This is a genomic window from Ruegeria sp. YTSC003, assembly GCF_059609785.1.
Genome location: NZ_JBXWMK010000005.1, coordinates 260,671 through 275,847, shown reverse-complemented (window position 1 = coordinate 275,847; position 15,177 = coordinate 260,671). Strand labels below are relative to the sequence as shown.

Below are 15,177 nucleotides of genomic sequence, written 5' to 3'. Positions count from 1 at the left end.
TAGGGCAGCAGATCAGCAGAATCGATGCCAATCTTAGCGCCGATTTCCTGAATAGGCTTCTTCTGCGCCTCGCGCGCGATTTCAATGTCCGATTTATAGCTCATTGGGCAAAACCCCCGGTTGAATTCCCTGCTAACCGGCGCAGCTGGGCCGGTGCTGGTCAATCCATACCGTTGTGTACAATCCCGATGGATAGAGATTCCGACATATTCAAGCCATGAAACGGCGTAGCGTCATTTCACCGGTTTCAAATCAAAAACGCTTGACGCTTAGGGCGCCCAAGCCCGCTGATCTGGCACGAACAGGCTCATCTGGTCCCCCAACAGCAGCTGTCCGGGTCGTTCCACCCACGCAGTCACACCCCTTCGGCCCTTTGCCGCAGGCTTGAAGGACGCCCCGTACCCGGGTTGATCGGCTTCGATCTCACGCCCGGGAATGACACAGGGGCGGTTTTCCATATCCACGGTTATCGTGACACCGTCGCGGACCTGCAAACGCGAGGATGGCGGAAGGTATGTAAAGTCCGGAATGCCGCGCAACAGGATGCTGACGCCCAGAAACGAAGGGTCCAGCCGATCCAGCCCCATCTCTTTAGCAGTGGCGTCCATTTCCTCGGCGGACAGAACAGACAATTGGCGCACGTTGCGGATTTCAGTGCCTTGCGGATACAGATTCTTGACCCTGACACATGAGGCCCGGTTGAGACCCTCGTGCCGCTCGCCTTTGTCTCCTGAGAAATCCAGTTTCAAAGCATCGACCGCTTTGGCCCGGATCGAGCCACCCGCGGGCACATGACCCAGCCAAACAACTTCACCCGTGAATTCTGTCTCTCGCAATACCGGCATTTGAAATCCCCTTCGGCTGCGGGCCGTCAAAATCGTACTAAAAGTCAAACCAGCCCATTTGAAAAGCTGAAAAGAAAAGACCCGGGACTTGGCCCGGGTCTGATTTCTTTATGCCGAAGGTTCCGGCTCCATCCCACCGTCGGGCGGGGTCTTTTTGACCTTGGTCTTGGGAATGGCCGTAACGCTGGGCGCGCTGCCCTCATCCGGCTTGTCACCCTCGTCATCACCATCGGTCGGCGATTCGCCATTCATGACACGCTTGATCTCATCCCCGGTCAGGGTTTCGTATTCCAGCAAGCCTTGCGCCAGACGTTCCCATTCCTCGTTCTTGTCGGACAGGATCTTGTGCGCGCGCTCATAACCCTGCTGGATCAGGCGTTTCACCTCTTCCTCGATCAGCTCTTTGGTATGCGCTGAAACCGAGAAGCCAGCAGTGTTGCCCGAATAGCCATCATGCGCCTCGGCATAATCAATGTTACCGACTTTGTCAGACATACCCCAGCGCATCACCATGGCACGCGCCAACTGGCTGGCCTGCATGATGTCACCGGCGGGACCGTTCGAGACGTGATCTTCGCCGTATTTGATCACCTCGGCGGCTTTGCCTGCCATGGTCATGGCCAGCTTTTGCTCGCATTCGTCGCGGTGATAGTTCAGACGGTCCATTTCCGGCAACGACACCACCATACCCAACGCGCCACCGCGCGGAATGATGGTCGCCTTGTAAACCGGATCGCACAGCGGCAGCGACAGTCCGACGACCGCGTGACCAGATTCGTGATAGGCGGTCTTTTCCTTTTGGTCTTGCGTCAGCACCATCGAACGGCGCTCGGCACCCATCATCACCTTGTCCTTGGCGTTCTCGAAGTCTTCCATTGTGACAAAGCGACGGCCAACGCGCGCCGCCATCAATGCGGCCTCGTTCACGAGGTTCGCCAGATCAGCGCCCGAGAAGCCCGGAGTACCACGCGCGATGATGCGCAGGTCGACATCGGGACCCAGAGGTGTCTTGCGCGCGTGCACACCCAGGATCTTCTCGCGGCCTTTGATGTCGGGGTTGCCGACGGTCACGTTGCGGTCAAAACGGCCGGGGCGCAGCAGCGCAGGGTCCAGAACGTCCTTACGGTTGGTGGCCGCCAGAATGATCACACCCTCATTGGATTCGAACCCGTCCATCTCAACCAGCAACTGGTTGAGCGTCTGTTCGCGTTCGTCGTTCCCGCCGCCATACCCGGCACCACGATGACGCCCCACGGCGTCGATTTCATCGATGAACACAATACAGGGCGCATTCTTTTTGGCCTGTTCGAACATGTCACGCACACGGGATGCACCGACACCCACGAACATCTCAACAAAGTCAGAACCTGAGATTGTGAAGAACGGAACACCCGCCTCACCCGCAATCGCACGGGCCAGCAGCGTTTTACCGGTGCCCGGAGGGCCAACCAGCAGCGCGCCTTTCGGGATCTTGCCGCCAAGACGGCTGAACTTCTGCGGGTTGCGCAGGAATTCCACGATCTCTTCCAGCTCTTCCTTGGCCTCGTCAATGCCTGCGACATCGTCAAATGTCACGCGGCCATGCTTTTCGGTCAGCATCTTGGCCTTAGACTTGCCAAAGCCCATCGCGCCACCTTTGCCACCGCCCTGCATCCGGTTCATGAAATAGACCCAGACACCAATCAGCAGCAGGAACGGCAGCAGCGTGATCAGGAACGACTGGAAACCGGATTGCTGCTGTTTCTCGGCGCGAACGGGAATGTTCTCGTCGATCAGCAGTTTGGTGACCTCGGCATCGCCGGGTTTGATGGTGACATAGCTGGCACCGCTTTGCGTGGTATAGCGAATCTGTTCGCCATCCAGAGTCACATTCTTGACTTCGTCGGCTTGAACGGCCGTTACGAAATCAGAATAAGTTCTTTCATTGCTCTGAAGTGTCCCGCCTGGTCCGCTGAACAAATTGAACAGTGCAAGGATCAGCAAAAACAGAACGACCCAGAAGGCGATGTTACGAGCGTTGCCCAAGGAAAGTCTCCCAAAAGATTTCGGCAGATGGGGGTCTGCCGGGTTGCTCTATAAAATAGAGATGATTCAAGGAGGTTCAATGCGATAAAAAAGAAGAATGAAACTCGGGCGTTCCGGGGGCCAATTCAGCCGTCCATCCATTCAACAATCTGGCGGTTGGAGCTGACACCAGTTCATCCCCCAGCCAAACAGCGGGTGAAGCCAACAAGACCTGACGTGGTTTACCCAAGTCCCGCCAATCTGGAACCCTAGGCAGGCCTTGCTCGCCTAACGGTCGGATTTGTACACCAGCGGTCGAAGGCCCTGACAGAATCCAGCGTTTGTCCCACGGCTCGCCGGGGCGCGCGATTTCGCCCTGAACGGCGTTTAGCTCTCTGCAAATCCACGTTTTATTGACCTTTGGGACAAACAAACAGCCATTGACCGACGTAGCGATACCCTCTTTAACAGCCTTCACAGCCTGATCCACCGACGTTTGGCGTGGTGGATACCCCGCTCCGGCAATCCATGCGATGCAGCCGATCACAAGCCGGCGCTGGATTTCCTGAGGCAAAGACTGAAAGGCGGTGCGATCCAAGCATACATCACCGGTTTCCACCACGGCGATTTTTCGGGCGGATTCCTGCGTAAAACGCTCCAACGCCTCACGCGCCTGCGCAAGGTTTTCTGCGACTCGGGTCAAAGAACTGGCCGTGATCCCCAAATCCTTGAGGTCAGACAAGGCCTGCCGTGCCTTGATCCGGTCAAACCGGAGGTCCTGATTCGAGGGATCTTCGATCCAGCCAACTCCCTCACCAGACAGATAGCCACGCAATGCTTGCCTTGTTATACCAAGCATCGGCCGCAACATCGTCACGCCATCCAAAACCCGGTCAACCGGCATGCCCGACAGACCCGTAACACCAGCTGCGCGGCCTAGCCGCATCAGGAAGGTTTCGGCCTGATCATCCGCGGTGTGGCCTAACGCAATCGCGCTGATCGCATTGCGTGTGGCCCATTCGGTCAACAGCCGATAACGCGCCTGTCTGGCCTGATCCTGAAGGTTCCCCTGACCGGCCCACCCTGTCCATTTCAACGTTTGATGCGTGATACCCAAACGCGCGGCAAGCTCGCTTACTTTCTGCGCTTCGGCTTGGGATTCGGGGCGCAAACCGTGGTCAACGGTCGCCGCGAACAACTTAACCTGCTCGTTTTGGGCAATATCATTCAACAGCAAAAGCAGGGCGATTGAATCGCCCCCGCCAGAGACAGCCACACCCATGCGCGGTGGAAGGGTTCGCGGCAAACGCGCCCGAATCCCGGCGCGCAGTTCTTCAGCGTTTTCTGTCAAGAACAGCCCAGGCTTGCCATTTCCTGTGTGGCATTCGTGGCCGAGGTCGACGACGGGAACCGCACGCCCACCTCGCCCAGAGTGATGCAAGCCTGATCGGTCTGCCCTAGACGCCCCAGCGCCGAGCCCAACTCAAACAGCGCCTCGGGTGCGAATGCACCTTCGGAATCGCCGGTAAAGCTGGCCAGAAAGGCCCGCGCGGCCTCACGCGTGTCACCGATCCCAACAAGCGCCCGCCCTCGTTTCAAGTTGGCTTCGGGGGCCAGCGGACTGCCGGGATACGAGGTTTCGAATGTGGCGAATTGCTCCGCTGCGGTCTGATAGTTGCCATCCGCCAGCGCCTGTGATGCGGCATCAAAGTCCGCGCGCTCACCCACGGCAAGTTCACCTTGATCCGTCGGGGCCGGTGCCGTCGGGGTAGTAGGTGTTGTCGGTGCCGCAGCGGTGATTTCGGTTTCGCCACCCAGGGTCGAGGTCTCGCCAAGCGTGCTGAGATCGCCACCTTCCAACTCAACCAAGCGGAATTCCAGATCGCCGATCCGGTTGGTTCCGTCAGTAACAATGTTCTGCACACGTTGGTTCAACTGCTCGGTCTGACGGGTCAGGCGCTGCAATTCAGCCTCAATGGCGTCAACACGTTCCAGAACGGAACTGCCAGCAAGATTGGGTGCCGGAGATCCGGTGGTTGAAAACTCGCGCTTGAGGCGCTGAACCTCGACGTGCAGCACAGTAAGCTCCTGACGGATATCCGCCAGGGTTTGCTGATCCTGTGCACTTGCCACGCCCGCAGTCGCCACGACCGCAGCCAGAACCCATCCTGCAATTCGCATCATCTTACCCCAAAGTTGAACCGGTCAGGACCGTCACCGAACGACGGTTTTTGGAATAGCATTCCTCGGTGCTGCAAATCTCGATCGGGCGTTCCTTTCCGAAACTGACGGTGGTCAACCGGTTGCCCGCGACCCCACGTGAAATGAGGTATTCACGCGCCGCATTGGCGCGACGCGCGCCCAGAGCGAGGTTATACTCGCGAGTACCCTGTTCGTCCGCGTGACCCTCGATCGTGGCGACGAAATCCGTATTGGCCAGCAGCCAGTCTGCCTGTCCCTGCAATATCGTCTGCGCCTGCCCGGTCAGGGTCGACTGATCGACCTCAAACAACACGCGGTCGCCAACAGTTTGCTGGAAATAGGCCGGTGACTGGGGGTCGCTGGGCGAACCCGGCAGGATCGAGCCACTACCGCCCGCGCCACCGCCCAGTGCCGAAGGATCGTTGTTGGTACAGGCGGCCATTACACTTAGCACGCCCAATGCTATGACTTTGCTCAATACATTCATTTCAGGTGCCTCGTCGTTTTATTGCTTTATTGCTGTCTCTGTTATCACAGTGCAGGAAATTTGTGAACTTTTCCAACCCCCTGCCCCGATCACTTCTGCAGTGGGCCCCAGGATGGATCGCTGCCACCATCCGGTGTACGTACCGGGCGCAGGTTCCGACCCGAGATATCCACCGAATACAGTGTCGCCCGACCGCTTGCGCCCTGCGATTCACGGGTGAACATGATGACGCGGCCATTCGGCGACCATGTTGGCCCCTCATCCAGGAAGGACGACGTCAGCAGGCGTTCCTCGCTGCCGTCTGTCCGCATGACGCCGATATGGAACCGACCCTTGTTCTGTTTGGTAAAGGCGATCAGGTCACCACGCGGCGACCAGACCGGTGTACCATACCGCCCCTGTTTAAAGCTGATGCGGGTCGCCTCTCCGCCATTTGCGGGCATGATGTACAGTTGAGGTGTGCCAGAGCGGTCGCTTTCGAACACGATCTGCGACCCGTCCGGCGAATAGCTGGGCGCGGTCTCAATGGCAGGTGTGTTCGTCAAGCGCACGCTCTGGCCCGAGGCCAGATCCATTTTCCAAAGGTCCGTGTTGCCGCCCTGAATCAGCGAATAGACGATGGAGCGGCCATCCGGCGAAAAGCGCGGCGAAAAGCTCATGGTGCCGTCTTGTGTCTTCAATTCAGTCCGTTTGACCCGATCAACGTCCAAAACATAAATGCGCGGCTGACCGGTTTCATAGCTGGTGTACAACAGCCGATCTCCCGAAGGCGAAAAGCGTGGGGCCAGAACAATCGCGGCGCTGTCGGTCAGGTACTGAACGTTCGCGCCATCGTAATCCATGATTGCCAGACGCTTCAGACGCTGGTTCTTGGGACCGCTTTCAGACACAAACGCGACGCGGCTGTCAAAGTAACCGCTTTCGCCGGTCACTCGGGTATAAACCTGATCGGCCACTTTGTGTGCCATGCGCCGCCAGCCATCTGTAGTGCCGGAAAACTGCAGACCATTGCCCAATTCCTGGCCCGAAAATACGTCCCAAACGCGAAATCGCACGGTCAGGCGTTTGCCCGAGACATTGACCGCCCCTGTCACCAAGGCCTCAGCATTGATGGCCTTCCAATCGGCAAATTGCACAGGGGCTTCGAAACTGCTGACCCGGCTGATGAATGCGTCAGAAGAAATCTCTCGGAACAGTCCGGTTCCCGTCAGGTCCGCCGCCACGACGCGCGATATGTCGTTTGCGTATTGTGTGGCCGCTGGCCCGTCGGGCACGAAATTCGGCACCGCAAAAGGCAAGGGTTCGATAATCCCCTGATCCAGCTCAAGACGCAGCGGTCCGCTTTGTGCATACACAGGCGCCGCCAAAATTGTCAGGCCAAGCAACAGGCTGGTCAGAAATCTCATCATTTGATCCGCATCCTCTCGGGATTGAATGTAATCTCAATATCCCGCCATTGTTCGTATTTGTCAGCAGGCAGGGTGTATCCTTTGGCCCCGCAGCGCAAAATCGCTCGCCGGGCGGCCTCATAAGCTTGTCTTGCAGACGCATCGGTACCGCCGGAACTATCCAACATGCTCAGGCTACCGCCGAGCACCTTGCCATCCGGTGTCAGCGAGAACCCGACCACAACGACCGTTTGCAGTGCGTCCGTGGACAGGGAACCAACGTTCCAGCACTTCGACACAGCCAGTCGCATAGCATCCTTCTCACCCGCAGTCAGGGGTGGACCAGACGGTTCGCTGCTCTGCCCCAGCGCCTCGGCCAGTGCGTCGTTGATCGCGGTTTCATCACTTGGCGCGGGCTCTGGTTCGGTCGGTTCTTCGGTCTCGGCCACTTCGGGCTGCGCCGGCGGCGTCGGCCGGTTCGGTCGCACCAGCGGGCGCGGAGAGCTGCGCGGCGCATATTCCTTGGCTTCTTCCGCCTCGGTCACGATTTCATCCGTGGCCTCTTCGGGTGCCGTTTGATCCTGCTGTTCTTGCTGAGTTTCAGCTCCCTCGTCCAGCGATACAGCCGGGGATTCAATATCATCTGGCGCGGCTTCAGGCGGCGGCGGTGCAACAGGTTCAGGCGCTACTTTATCCGCAGGCCGCGGCTGTGCCTCGGGCCCTGGCGGGGCGGGCAAAACGACGGCCTCGGGTTCTGGGGGGGCCAATTCGGGGGGCTGTTCGATCACGACCGGTTCGGGTGGGGGGGCCAGCGGTTCCGGTTCCAGCTCTGGCTCTGGTTCATTTGGCTCAGACACTTCAGGTGTCGGAGGTTCCTGCTCCACCGGTTCAGGGGTGGGGATTTCCTGTTCGGGCGCATCGGGCTGTTGCAGGGCAGTTGGCGTAGGCAGCTCAGGCGCCTCACTTTGAGCCGTCATTGCTGCGAACTGTTCAGCCGAGATCACCGAGATATCCTGCACGGGCATAGGCAATGGTTCGGACCGAAAGGTGCCGCCAAACAGAGCCCACGAAATCAAACTGACATGGGCAATTGCCGAGATCTTGGTGCCGGTATCCACCGCGCGGCCTCACTCTCCACCATCGTCCAGCGCGGGGCCGCCGGTGTCGGTCACCAGCCCCACATTGGAAAACCCACCTGCATTCAGCGCACCCATAACCTGCATCACCTGCGCGTATGGAATTGCACCATCCGCCCGCAGGAACACCCGGTCGCTGCTGCGTTCTGCCGCAATGGCGCGCAGCTTGCCGATCAACTCTTCGCGCGCCACATCCGTGGTTTGAATCTGAACGCGCCCTTCTGCAGTCATCGTGACTGTCAGCGGCTCTTCGTTATCGCCCGGCAAGGCGCTTGCCGCGGTTTTGGGCAGGTCCACCGGCACGCCGACAGTCAACAGCGGTGCCGCCACCATAAAGATAATCAGCAACACCAGCATAACGTCTACAAATGGAGTCACGTTGATCTCGGCCATCGGCTGCGCTCGACCGCGTCGACGGCCGCGTCTGCGCCCGTTCCCGCCTCCGTTCTGCTGAACCGCCGCACCCATTTTAGCTGTCCAACTGACGCGACAGGATGGTGGCGAACTCGTCGGCAAAAGCCTCGTAGCCACCCACGATCCGGTCACTATCAGAACTGAGCTTGTTGTAGAAAATCACCGCCGGGATGGCAGCCAACAGACCCAGGCCCGTGGCCAAAAGCGCCTCGGCAATGCCGGGTGCCACAACGGCCAGGTTGGTGTTTTGCTGCTCGGCAATTTCGATAAACGCGTTCATGATGCCCCAAACGGTCCCGAACAGGCCAATAAACGGCGCGGTCGAGCCCACCGTCGCCAAAATCGGCAATCCTTTTTGCAGTGTCTCGGACTCTTTGGCGATCGCGACATCCATCGAACGGTCAATCCGCGCAGTGGCCCCCGCAATCAGCCCGCCATCCGTTCGGTGCGACCTGCGCCATTCGATCATTCCAGCGGCGAAAATCTTCTCGGAACTGCCGTCGGGCTGCGATCCGATATGTTCGAACAACTCATCCAGCGGGTTGCCGGACCAAAAGGCCTCGTCAAACACCTGCGCTTCGCGACGGGCGGCGCGGTAGTTGATCAATTTCTGAATGATAATCGCCCAAGACCAGATGGATGCAGCGATCAGCATCAACATCACCAGTTTGACGACAAAGGTCGCGCGGGCATACAGCCCCCACATGGAGAAATCGATCTCCTGCGCCAGCGCCAGCGTTTCAGCTTCCATGAACCTGCTCTTTGTTTTTTTGCCTGACGGCCGTTCGTTTGGCCTTGTTTTGCCAAACGCTATCGCAGTTGGTTATGAAAAGCCAACATAACCACCCCTGACCGACAAATTGTTACATTAATGCGCGAATCTCTGCCGGAAGGCGGACCGGCTTGCCCTGCGCGTTCATGCAAACAGCAGTCACCGAGGCGCGGAAGATCTCGGTCTCCCCCCTCTTGACCAACTGACCCATGGTCAGCCGCACACCAGAGATTGACGACAACCAAGTTTCAACGATCAACTCATCATCGAACTTCGCGGGCGCGACGTAATCGGCCTCGATCCGGCGCACGACCCAGACGATCCCACCATCGCGCATCGCGTTCTGATCGTTGCCCAGACGGCGCACATAGTCAGATCGCGCGCGTTCGATAAATTTGAGGTAGTTCGCGTGGTATACGACCCCGCCCATATCGGTGTCTTCATAGTAGACCCGGATCGGAAAGATATGCTTGTGGGGCGCATCAGCTTCATTGGCCATGATATCAGGTCCGGTCTCTCAAATATGTAACGCGCGGGGCAAATCCTGCTCTGAAACAGATGCATGGTTGCCGCGGTTCCTGCAATCCCTTGCGGGGACAAAGTTCCCACCTTCCCAAGTCCGCTATCGAAATTCGAAGATTTGCCCTCTAGGCTTTCATACATACCAAGTGAATCCGACAGGAGTTTCAATGACTAAAGGACCAAAAGAAGAGAGGATGTTCTTTCTTCCAGTCCTTCAGGGCATCTTGCCGTTCAAACGCGCGACCTTGCCTGCGGAAATTTTGGCAGGCCTGACCTTTGCCTGCCTCGCGATCCCCGAGGTCATGGGCTTCACCAAAATCGCAGGCACGCCGGTTGTGACGGGATTGTACACTATCCTTATCCCAATGGCGCTGTTCGCGCTGTTCGGTTCGTCCCGTCATCTTGTGGTGGGGGCGGATTCTGCCACGGCGGCGATTACGGCTTCGGCTCTGGCTGGCATGGCAGCGTCGGGTTCGTCCGAGTATCTGGCGTTGGCGTCCCTGTTGGCGCTGATGGCTGCTGTTCTTCTGATTGCCGCACGCCTCATCGGCTTGGGGTTTCTGGCTGATTTCCTATCCCGAACAGTTCTTGTCGGGTTCTTGACAGGCGTGGGCATTCAGGTCGCAACCGGTGAAATCCCCGGACTGTTAGGGATCGAAAGCGACGGTCACGGGACCATCGCCAAGCTTCAGGCAACCATTCAGAACATCGACCAGACAAGCTGGCCCACATTGGCGGTAGCGGCGGCAGTTCTGCTGATCGTCGTCGGATGCCGGCAGCTGTCACCGAAACTACCCGGCCCGTTATTCGCCATACTTGGGGTAATCCTATGCAGTTGGGCGTTCCAATTCGCCGCATCCGGCATCGCGGTACTGGGCTCGGTCCCCAGCGGCTTGCCTGCGCTCTCTGTCCCGAACGTGGATTGGAGCTGGACCCTGTTCAAACAATTGCTGCCAACCGCGCTGTCCATCTTCGTTGTGATCTTGGCCCAAAGCGCCGCAACTTCGCGGGCCTATGCGGCGCGTTACGAAGAGAAGTTCAGCGAGAACACTGACCTTGTCGGGCTGGGCCTGGCCAATCTTGGGGCAGCCTTCACGGGCACATTCGTTGTAAATGGCAGCCCGACAAAAACCGAGATGGTGGCCAGCGCCGGTGGCCGCAGTCAGGTGGCACAACTGACGACCGCCTTGATCGTCTTGGTGGTCATACTGTTCCTGACCGGCCCACTGGCCTACCTGCCGAATGCGGCACTGTCTGCAGTCGTGTTCCTGATCGGCCTGAAAATGATCGACCTGAAAGGCCTGATTGCAATTTACAGGCAAGCCCGATCAGAATTCTGGATTGCAGTCGCCACGGCTGCGGTTGTCGTCATCGTTGGGGTCGAACAAGGCATCATCTTTGCGATGGTGCTGTCATTGATCGACCATACCCGCCGCGGCTACCGCCCCAAAAATTCAGTGATCGTCAAAACCAAAGACGGTGGTTGGCATTCAAAACCCATTTCCGTGCCAAACCAATTCGAACCCGGGCTCGTCATCTATCGCTTCTCGCACAGCCTTTACTACGCGAATGCACAGCGGCTTTCGGATGAGATCGCGACAATCACCCATGAATCAGATAACAAAGTACGTTGGTTCTGCATCGAAGCCTCGGCCATCGATGACATCGACTTCACCGCGGGCTACACGCTGCGCAATGTCCTCAAGCTCCTGCAGGCAAAGAACATCCGGCTGGTATTCCTCCTGATCGAACCGCATGTCCGGTCAGAGTTGGACAGGTACGGCGTGACCGATTTGGTGGGCGACGACGCATTTTTTGACACGGGAAGCGACTTGTTAAGCGCTTTTCAACACCGCAACACATCCAAATCGTAGATGATCTCAGCTTAAATCACTGCGACTGCTGCATCCGTGCAAACAATCGCAGGCCGTGCGCCGGGTCCTGCGCTGCCCTCGGCAAAACCGGATCATAGGCTGCCCGGATCAGCCCGGCGATATCGGGGCGCAGGACTGTCACCCCCTCGGCGACCGCCAGCGGCGATTGCGTTCTAAACGCAGTGTCCGACCACAGCAAAATGGTCTGCACCACCTGGCTGAGCGCCAGTGTCTCGGCCGGAATCTTGGACAGCTCTTTGTCCATGCGCAGGAAAACAAACGCGGCTCGAATCGCACCGTCCTCTTCAAAGCGGAACACCCGATACTGATTTGCATCCGCCGCGATCAGCCGGTCCACCAGCGGGGCAAGATCGGGAACCAACCGATCCAGATCTGGAACTTCTAGCAGCTCCTTCCAGTCGCGGAAAAAGAACACCATGCAGTTCGCACCAAGTTCCGGATCCGTTTCGGCCATCTTATGATCGGCCAGGCTAACCACGGCCTCAAACGCGCCCTTGACGGTGTTCAGGGTTTCATCCTCGACCCCAAAGACGATAGGCACGATGGGCCGACCCCAACGCGCGAACAGAAACTCTCCGTTTTCACGGGTGAACAACGACTGAATGTCTTCGGGGGTCACGCCCAATCCTTCATCTTTTCGAAAGTACTCTTGCCGAAGGCATAAAATCTAAAGGCCTCAGCTTCAACCAAACAGATCGCTCTGGCCCTTTGGTGCCGCCATTCCCAGATGCGTCCAAGCCTTCTGCGCCAACATCCGACCGCGTGGCGTGCGCTGGATTAGACCTTGCTGCAACAAATAGGGCTCGATCACGTCCTCCAGCGAATCGCGACTTTCCGACAACGCAGCCGACAGGGTCTCAATCCCGACCGGACCACCGGCATAGTTCTCAGCGATGAGCTTGAGGTATCGCCGGTCGGCACCATCCAAGCCCAGATTATCCACACCCAACCGCGTCAGCGCGCCATCCGCCAGATCCAGGGTGATACGTCCATCGCCCTCGACGATGGCGAAATCCACCACCCGTCGCAGCAATCGCCCCGCGATCCGCGGGGTCCCGCGCGATCGGCGCGCAATTTCTCTGGCGCCCGCATCATCAGCAGGCGCGCCCAGTTTGCGGGCATTGCGCGTAACGATCTCGTGCAACTCGTCCACTGTGTAGAACTGCAACCGCGTCGGAATGCCAAATCGGTCGCGCAATGGGGTGGTCAGCAAGCCCATCCGCGTCGTTGCTCCGACCAAAGTAAACGGCTGCAGCTCAATCCGCACAGTCCGCGCTGCCGGGCCTTCGCCGATCACCAGATCCAGCTCGAAATCCTCCATCGCCGGATACAGAACCTCTTCGACGGCCGGGTTCAGACGGTGGATTTCGTCGATGAACAGCACATCGCGGGATTCCAGATTGGTCAGGATCGCCGCCAGATCACCCGCCTTGGCCAGAACCGGCCCCGAGGTCATGCGGAAATTCACCCCCAACTCGCGCGCCATGATTTGCGCCAGCGTTGTTTTACCCAGACCCGGAGGGCCATGAAACAGCGTGTGATCCATCGCCTCGCTCCGCATACGCGCGGATTGGATAAAGATGCGCAGATTGGCCCGCGCCTCGGCCTGACCGATGAATTCGTCCAGCCCCTGCGGACGCAGGGCGCGGTCGTTATCCTCGGGCAAGGGATCGGGGCGCAATGTGGGATCGGCGTCTACCATTCAGTTACCCTTTCGGTGCCAGCAACTTAAGCGCCGCCCGGATCAATTCAGCTTCGCCTGCTTCCGGCAGACTGGCGGCCGCTTCAGCCACAGCCGAGGCCGCCTCAGACGGTCCGTACCCCAAATTGCCAAGAGCTGACAGTGCCCCCGCCGAAGCTGCGGCAGACCCCGAGGCGGGTTTTGCCACCTGTTTGGGCACTGGTGCTGGTTCAGACAACTCAACGACTTCCAATCCGGGGCCGTCCATCGCTTCGGTCACGGTCCCACCCATCGCCATCACACCCGGCGCTTTGTCTTTTAGATCCAGCACGATCCGCTGTGCCGTCTTTGGGCCCACGCCTTTCGCCGCTTTGACGGCACCCCAATCCCCAAGCGCAATGGCCCGGCTGACCCCATCCGGACCCAACGCGGACAGAATGGCGAGCGAGACCTTGGCCCCAACGCCCTGAACCGAACACAGCAGGCGATGCCATTCCTTTTCGACAAGGGACAAAAACCCAAAAAGCTGCATCAGGTCCTCGCGCACCACCATATCGGTGTAAATCGAGACAGCCTCGCCAACGCCCGGCAGCGCGGCCATGGTCCGGTCCGAGCAGTAAACGAGGTATCCAACCCCACGCACGTCGATCAACACGTGATCCACTGCGCGATAGTCCAATCGTCCGGTCAGTTTCCCGATCATGCCCGCACCTCTTTCACGCGCGCCTGCGGCGCTGCGCCGTAATATGAATGACAGATGGCAATCGCCAGCGCATCCGCGGCATCCGCCCCTTTGGGCTTACAGCCCGGCAGTTGCAATTTGACCATATGAAGAACCTGCTCTTTCTCGGCATGCCCAACGCCCACAACCGTTTTCTTAACCCGGTTGGGCGCGTATTCCCCCACGGGCAGCCCTGCTTGCGCCAGCGTCAACAACGCCACACCACGCGCCTGACCCAGCTTCAGCGTACCAGCCCCATCCTTGTTGACGAAGGTCTGTTCGATGGCCGCCTGATCGGGCTGATGTTCTGCAATGACTTCGACGATTTGATTGTAGAGAGACAGCAAGCGCTCGCCCAAATCGTCCCCGTCAGACTTGCACAGTCCGTTGGCGACGTGGCTCAAGCGGCTGCCATGCGATTCGATGACGCCCCATCCCAGGGTCCTAAGCCCCGGATCAATGCCCAAAATCCGCATATTTCGCCTCGGCCTGCTCGAGTTTTTGTGATCTTTTTTACGGATTAGCACGAAGCGTGAACATTTTCCAAGCGAATTGACAGAGAGCGCAAAAACGACAGACCTGTTTCACAGGCGACAAAACGGCCAGTTTGCGACAGTCAAAAGTCTGAAATCGACACGTTTCATGAAGCAAAAATGGCCAATAAATTAAGGGGTTCTAATGAATCTTGAGCTCTGCAAAAAACGCATAGGACAGTTGCAATTTCCGCACTTGCACAGCCGATTTGGCGGCACTAGATGCCGCTCAGATCGAACGATCAAAACGTAAACTTAAACCAGAAGGAAACAGGATATGGCTGCACTGGACACCACCCGCACCACCATCGGCTCATTCGGCCTCGTCGGCCGTATCGGCGCATATTTCGCATCGGTCGTGAACGCCGCTGTCGAATGGAATGACGCCCGCGTTACTCGTAACACGCTGAGCGGTCTGACAGATCGCGAGCTGGAAGATATCGGACTGTGCCGTGGCGATATTGACGTCGTGGCCGATGGTCGTCGTTAAGATTTAACACACCCACTCATATGTCCCTTCCCTCCCTCGGGGGCAAAGCAGAACGCCGCGCATGCAGAATGCGCGGCGTTTCCGATT

The 15,177-nt window shown here is 58.3% G+C and carries 16 protein-coding genes; 2 read left to right on the top strand and 14 right to left on the bottom strand.

The features are described from left to right. Positions 1 to 269: 269 nt before the first annotated feature. The 10 genes from AC2FFH_RS12330 to ybgC form a co-directional block, all read right to left on the bottom strand. Complete coding sequence (locus tag AC2FFH_RS12330) at positions 270 to 845, bottom strand: MOSC domain-containing protein (RefSeq protein ID WP_496844495.1); 576 nt, start codon at positions 843 to 845, stop codon at positions 270 to 272. 108 nt (positions 846 to 953) lie between these two features. Next, positions 954 to 2,870 carry an ATP-dependent zinc metalloprotease FtsH gene (gene ftsH / locus AC2FFH_RS12325; protein WP_496844494.1) on the bottom strand — a complete coding sequence of 639 codons (1,917 nt, stop codon included), beginning with the start codon at positions 2,868 to 2,870 and terminating at the stop codon, positions 954 to 956. A gap of 76 nt (positions 2,871 to 2,946) precedes the next feature. After that, positions 2,947 to 4,200, bottom strand: coding sequence for a tRNA lysidine(34) synthetase TilS (gene tilS / locus AC2FFH_RS12320; protein WP_496844493.1), 1,254 nt, complete (start codon positions 4,198 to 4,200; stop codon positions 2,947 to 2,949). Further along, positions 4,197 to 5,030: a tol-pal system protein YbgF gene (ybgF, locus tag AC2FFH_RS12315; RefSeq protein ID WP_496726874.1), complete on the bottom strand. Its 834-nt coding sequence runs from the start codon at positions 5,028 to 5,030 to the stop codon at positions 4,197 to 4,199. Before ybgF ends, tilS begins: the two co-directional genes overlap by 4 nt. Before the next feature lie 4 nt (positions 5,031 to 5,034). After that, a complete protein-coding gene (pal, locus tag AC2FFH_RS12310) occupies positions 5,035 to 5,538 on the bottom strand; it encodes a peptidoglycan-associated lipoprotein Pal (RefSeq protein ID WP_496726873.1) in 504 nt (167 codons plus the stop codon). 89 nt (positions 5,539 to 5,627) lie between these two features. Then, positions 5,628 to 6,947, bottom strand: a complete 1,320-nt coding sequence (gene tolB, locus AC2FFH_RS12305) for a Tol-Pal system beta propeller repeat protein TolB (RefSeq protein ID WP_496767058.1) — start codon at positions 6,945 to 6,947, stop codon at positions 5,628 to 5,630. Beyond that, positions 6,944 to 8,044: a cell envelope integrity protein TolA gene (gene tolA, locus AC2FFH_RS12300; protein WP_496767059.1), complete on the bottom strand. Its 1,101-nt coding sequence runs from the start codon at positions 8,042 to 8,044 to the stop codon at positions 6,944 to 6,946. The genes tolB and tolA overlap by 4 nt, the downstream gene beginning before the upstream one ends. A 9-nt stretch (positions 8,045 to 8,053) precedes the next feature. Then, positions 8,054 to 8,530: a protein TolR gene (gene tolR / locus AC2FFH_RS12295; RefSeq protein WP_109312607.1), complete on the bottom strand. Its 477-nt coding sequence runs from the start codon at positions 8,528 to 8,530 to the stop codon at positions 8,054 to 8,056. A gap of 1 nt (position 8,531) precedes the next feature. Further along, the gene (gene tolQ, locus AC2FFH_RS12290; protein WP_058273221.1) at positions 8,532 to 9,227 is read right to left on the bottom strand and encodes a protein TolQ; all 696 of its coding nucleotides are present in this window, start codon (positions 9,225 to 9,227) and stop codon (positions 8,532 to 8,534) included. Between the two features lie 112 nt (positions 9,228 to 9,339). Next, positions 9,340 to 9,747 carry a tol-pal system-associated acyl-CoA thioesterase gene (ybgC, locus tag AC2FFH_RS12285; RefSeq protein ID WP_058273220.1) on the bottom strand — a complete coding sequence of 136 codons (408 nt, stop codon included), beginning with the start codon at positions 9,745 to 9,747 and terminating at the stop codon, positions 9,340 to 9,342. 190 nt (positions 9,748 to 9,937) lie between these two features. Between ybgC and AC2FFH_RS12280 the strand changes: the two genes are divergently transcribed. Continuing rightward, positions 9,938 to 11,644, top strand: a complete 1,707-nt coding sequence (locus AC2FFH_RS12280; RefSeq protein WP_496844492.1) for a SulP family inorganic anion transporter — start codon at positions 9,938 to 9,940, stop codon at positions 11,642 to 11,644. 16 nt (positions 11,645 to 11,660) lie between these two features. Here the strand turns inward: AC2FFH_RS12280 and AC2FFH_RS12275 are convergent, their stop codons facing one another. From AC2FFH_RS12275 to ruvC, 4 genes are all read right to left on the bottom strand, one after another. Beyond that, complete coding sequence (locus tag AC2FFH_RS12275; protein WP_496844491.1) at positions 11,661 to 12,284, bottom strand: hypothetical protein; 624 nt, start codon at positions 12,282 to 12,284, stop codon at positions 11,661 to 11,663. 63 nt (positions 12,285 to 12,347) lie between these two features. Next, positions 12,348 to 13,367, bottom strand: coding sequence for a Holliday junction branch migration DNA helicase RuvB (gene ruvB, locus AC2FFH_RS12270; protein WP_109312604.1), 1,020 nt, complete (start codon positions 13,365 to 13,367; stop codon positions 12,348 to 12,350). A gap of 4 nt (positions 13,368 to 13,371) precedes the next feature. After that, positions 13,372 to 14,049 (bottom strand): Holliday junction branch migration protein RuvA, encoded by a 678-nt coding sequence (gene ruvA / locus AC2FFH_RS12265; RefSeq protein WP_496740205.1) that lies wholly within the window; start codon positions 14,047 to 14,049, stop codon positions 13,372 to 13,374. After that, entirely contained in the window at positions 14,046 to 14,543 is a 498-nt protein-coding gene (ruvC, locus tag AC2FFH_RS12260; protein WP_058273216.1) for a crossover junction endodeoxyribonuclease RuvC, read from the bottom strand. Before ruvC ends, ruvA begins: the two co-directional genes overlap by 4 nt. A 334-nt stretch (positions 14,544 to 14,877) precedes the next feature. On the opposite strand from ruvC, the gene AC2FFH_RS12255 reads away from it, so the two are divergent. Further along, a complete protein-coding gene (locus tag AC2FFH_RS12255; RefSeq protein WP_496767062.1) occupies positions 14,878 to 15,090 on the top strand; it encodes a DUF1127 domain-containing protein in 213 nt (70 codons plus the stop codon). The last annotated feature ends 87 nt before the right edge of the window (positions 15,091 to 15,177 follow it).

What these genes read in the sequence shown, in the direction of transcription:
- AC2FFH_RS12330 (WP_496844495.1), bottom strand. Translation starts at nt 845, where the DNA reads ATGCCGGTATTGCGAGAGACAGAATTCACGGGTGAAGTTGTTTGGCTG.
- ybgF (WP_496726874.1), bottom strand. Translation starts at nt 5,030, where the DNA reads ATGCGAATTGCAGGATGGGTTCTGGCTGCGGTCGTGGCGACTGCGGGC.
- pal (WP_496726873.1), bottom strand. Translation starts at nt 5,538, where the DNA reads ATGAATGTATTGAGCAAAGTCATAGCATTGGGCGTGCTAAGTGTAATG.
- tolB (WP_496767058.1), bottom strand. Translation starts at nt 6,947, where the DNA reads ATGATGAGATTTCTGACCAGCCTGTTGCTTGGCCTGACAATTTTGGCG.
- tolR (WP_109312607.1), bottom strand. Translation starts at nt 8,530, where the DNA reads ATGGGTGCGGCGGTTCAGCAGAACGGAGGCGGGAACGGGCGCAGACGC.
- tolQ (WP_058273221.1), bottom strand. Translation starts at nt 9,227, where the DNA reads ATGGAAGCTGAAACGCTGGCGCTGGCGCAGGAGATCGATTTCTCCATG.
- ybgC (WP_058273220.1), bottom strand. Translation starts at nt 9,747, where the DNA reads ATGGCCAATGAAGCTGATGCGCCCCACAAGCATATCTTTCCGATCCGG.
- AC2FFH_RS12280 (WP_496844492.1), top strand. Translation starts at nt 9,938, where the DNA reads ATGACTAAAGGACCAAAAGAAGAGAGGATGTTCTTTCTTCCAGTCCTT.
- ruvB (WP_109312604.1), bottom strand. Translation starts at nt 13,367, where the DNA reads ATGGTAGACGCCGATCCCACATTGCGCCCCGATCCCTTGCCCGAGGAT.
- ruvA (WP_496740205.1), bottom strand. Translation starts at nt 14,049, where the DNA reads ATGATCGGGAAACTGACCGGACGATTGGACTATCGCGCAGTGGATCAC.
- ruvC (WP_058273216.1), bottom strand. Translation starts at nt 14,543, where the DNA reads ATGCGGATTTTGGGCATTGATCCGGGGCTTAGGACCCTGGGATGGGGC.
- AC2FFH_RS12255 (WP_496767062.1), top strand. Translation starts at nt 14,878, where the DNA reads ATGGCTGCACTGGACACCACCCGCACCACCATCGGCTCATTCGGCCTC.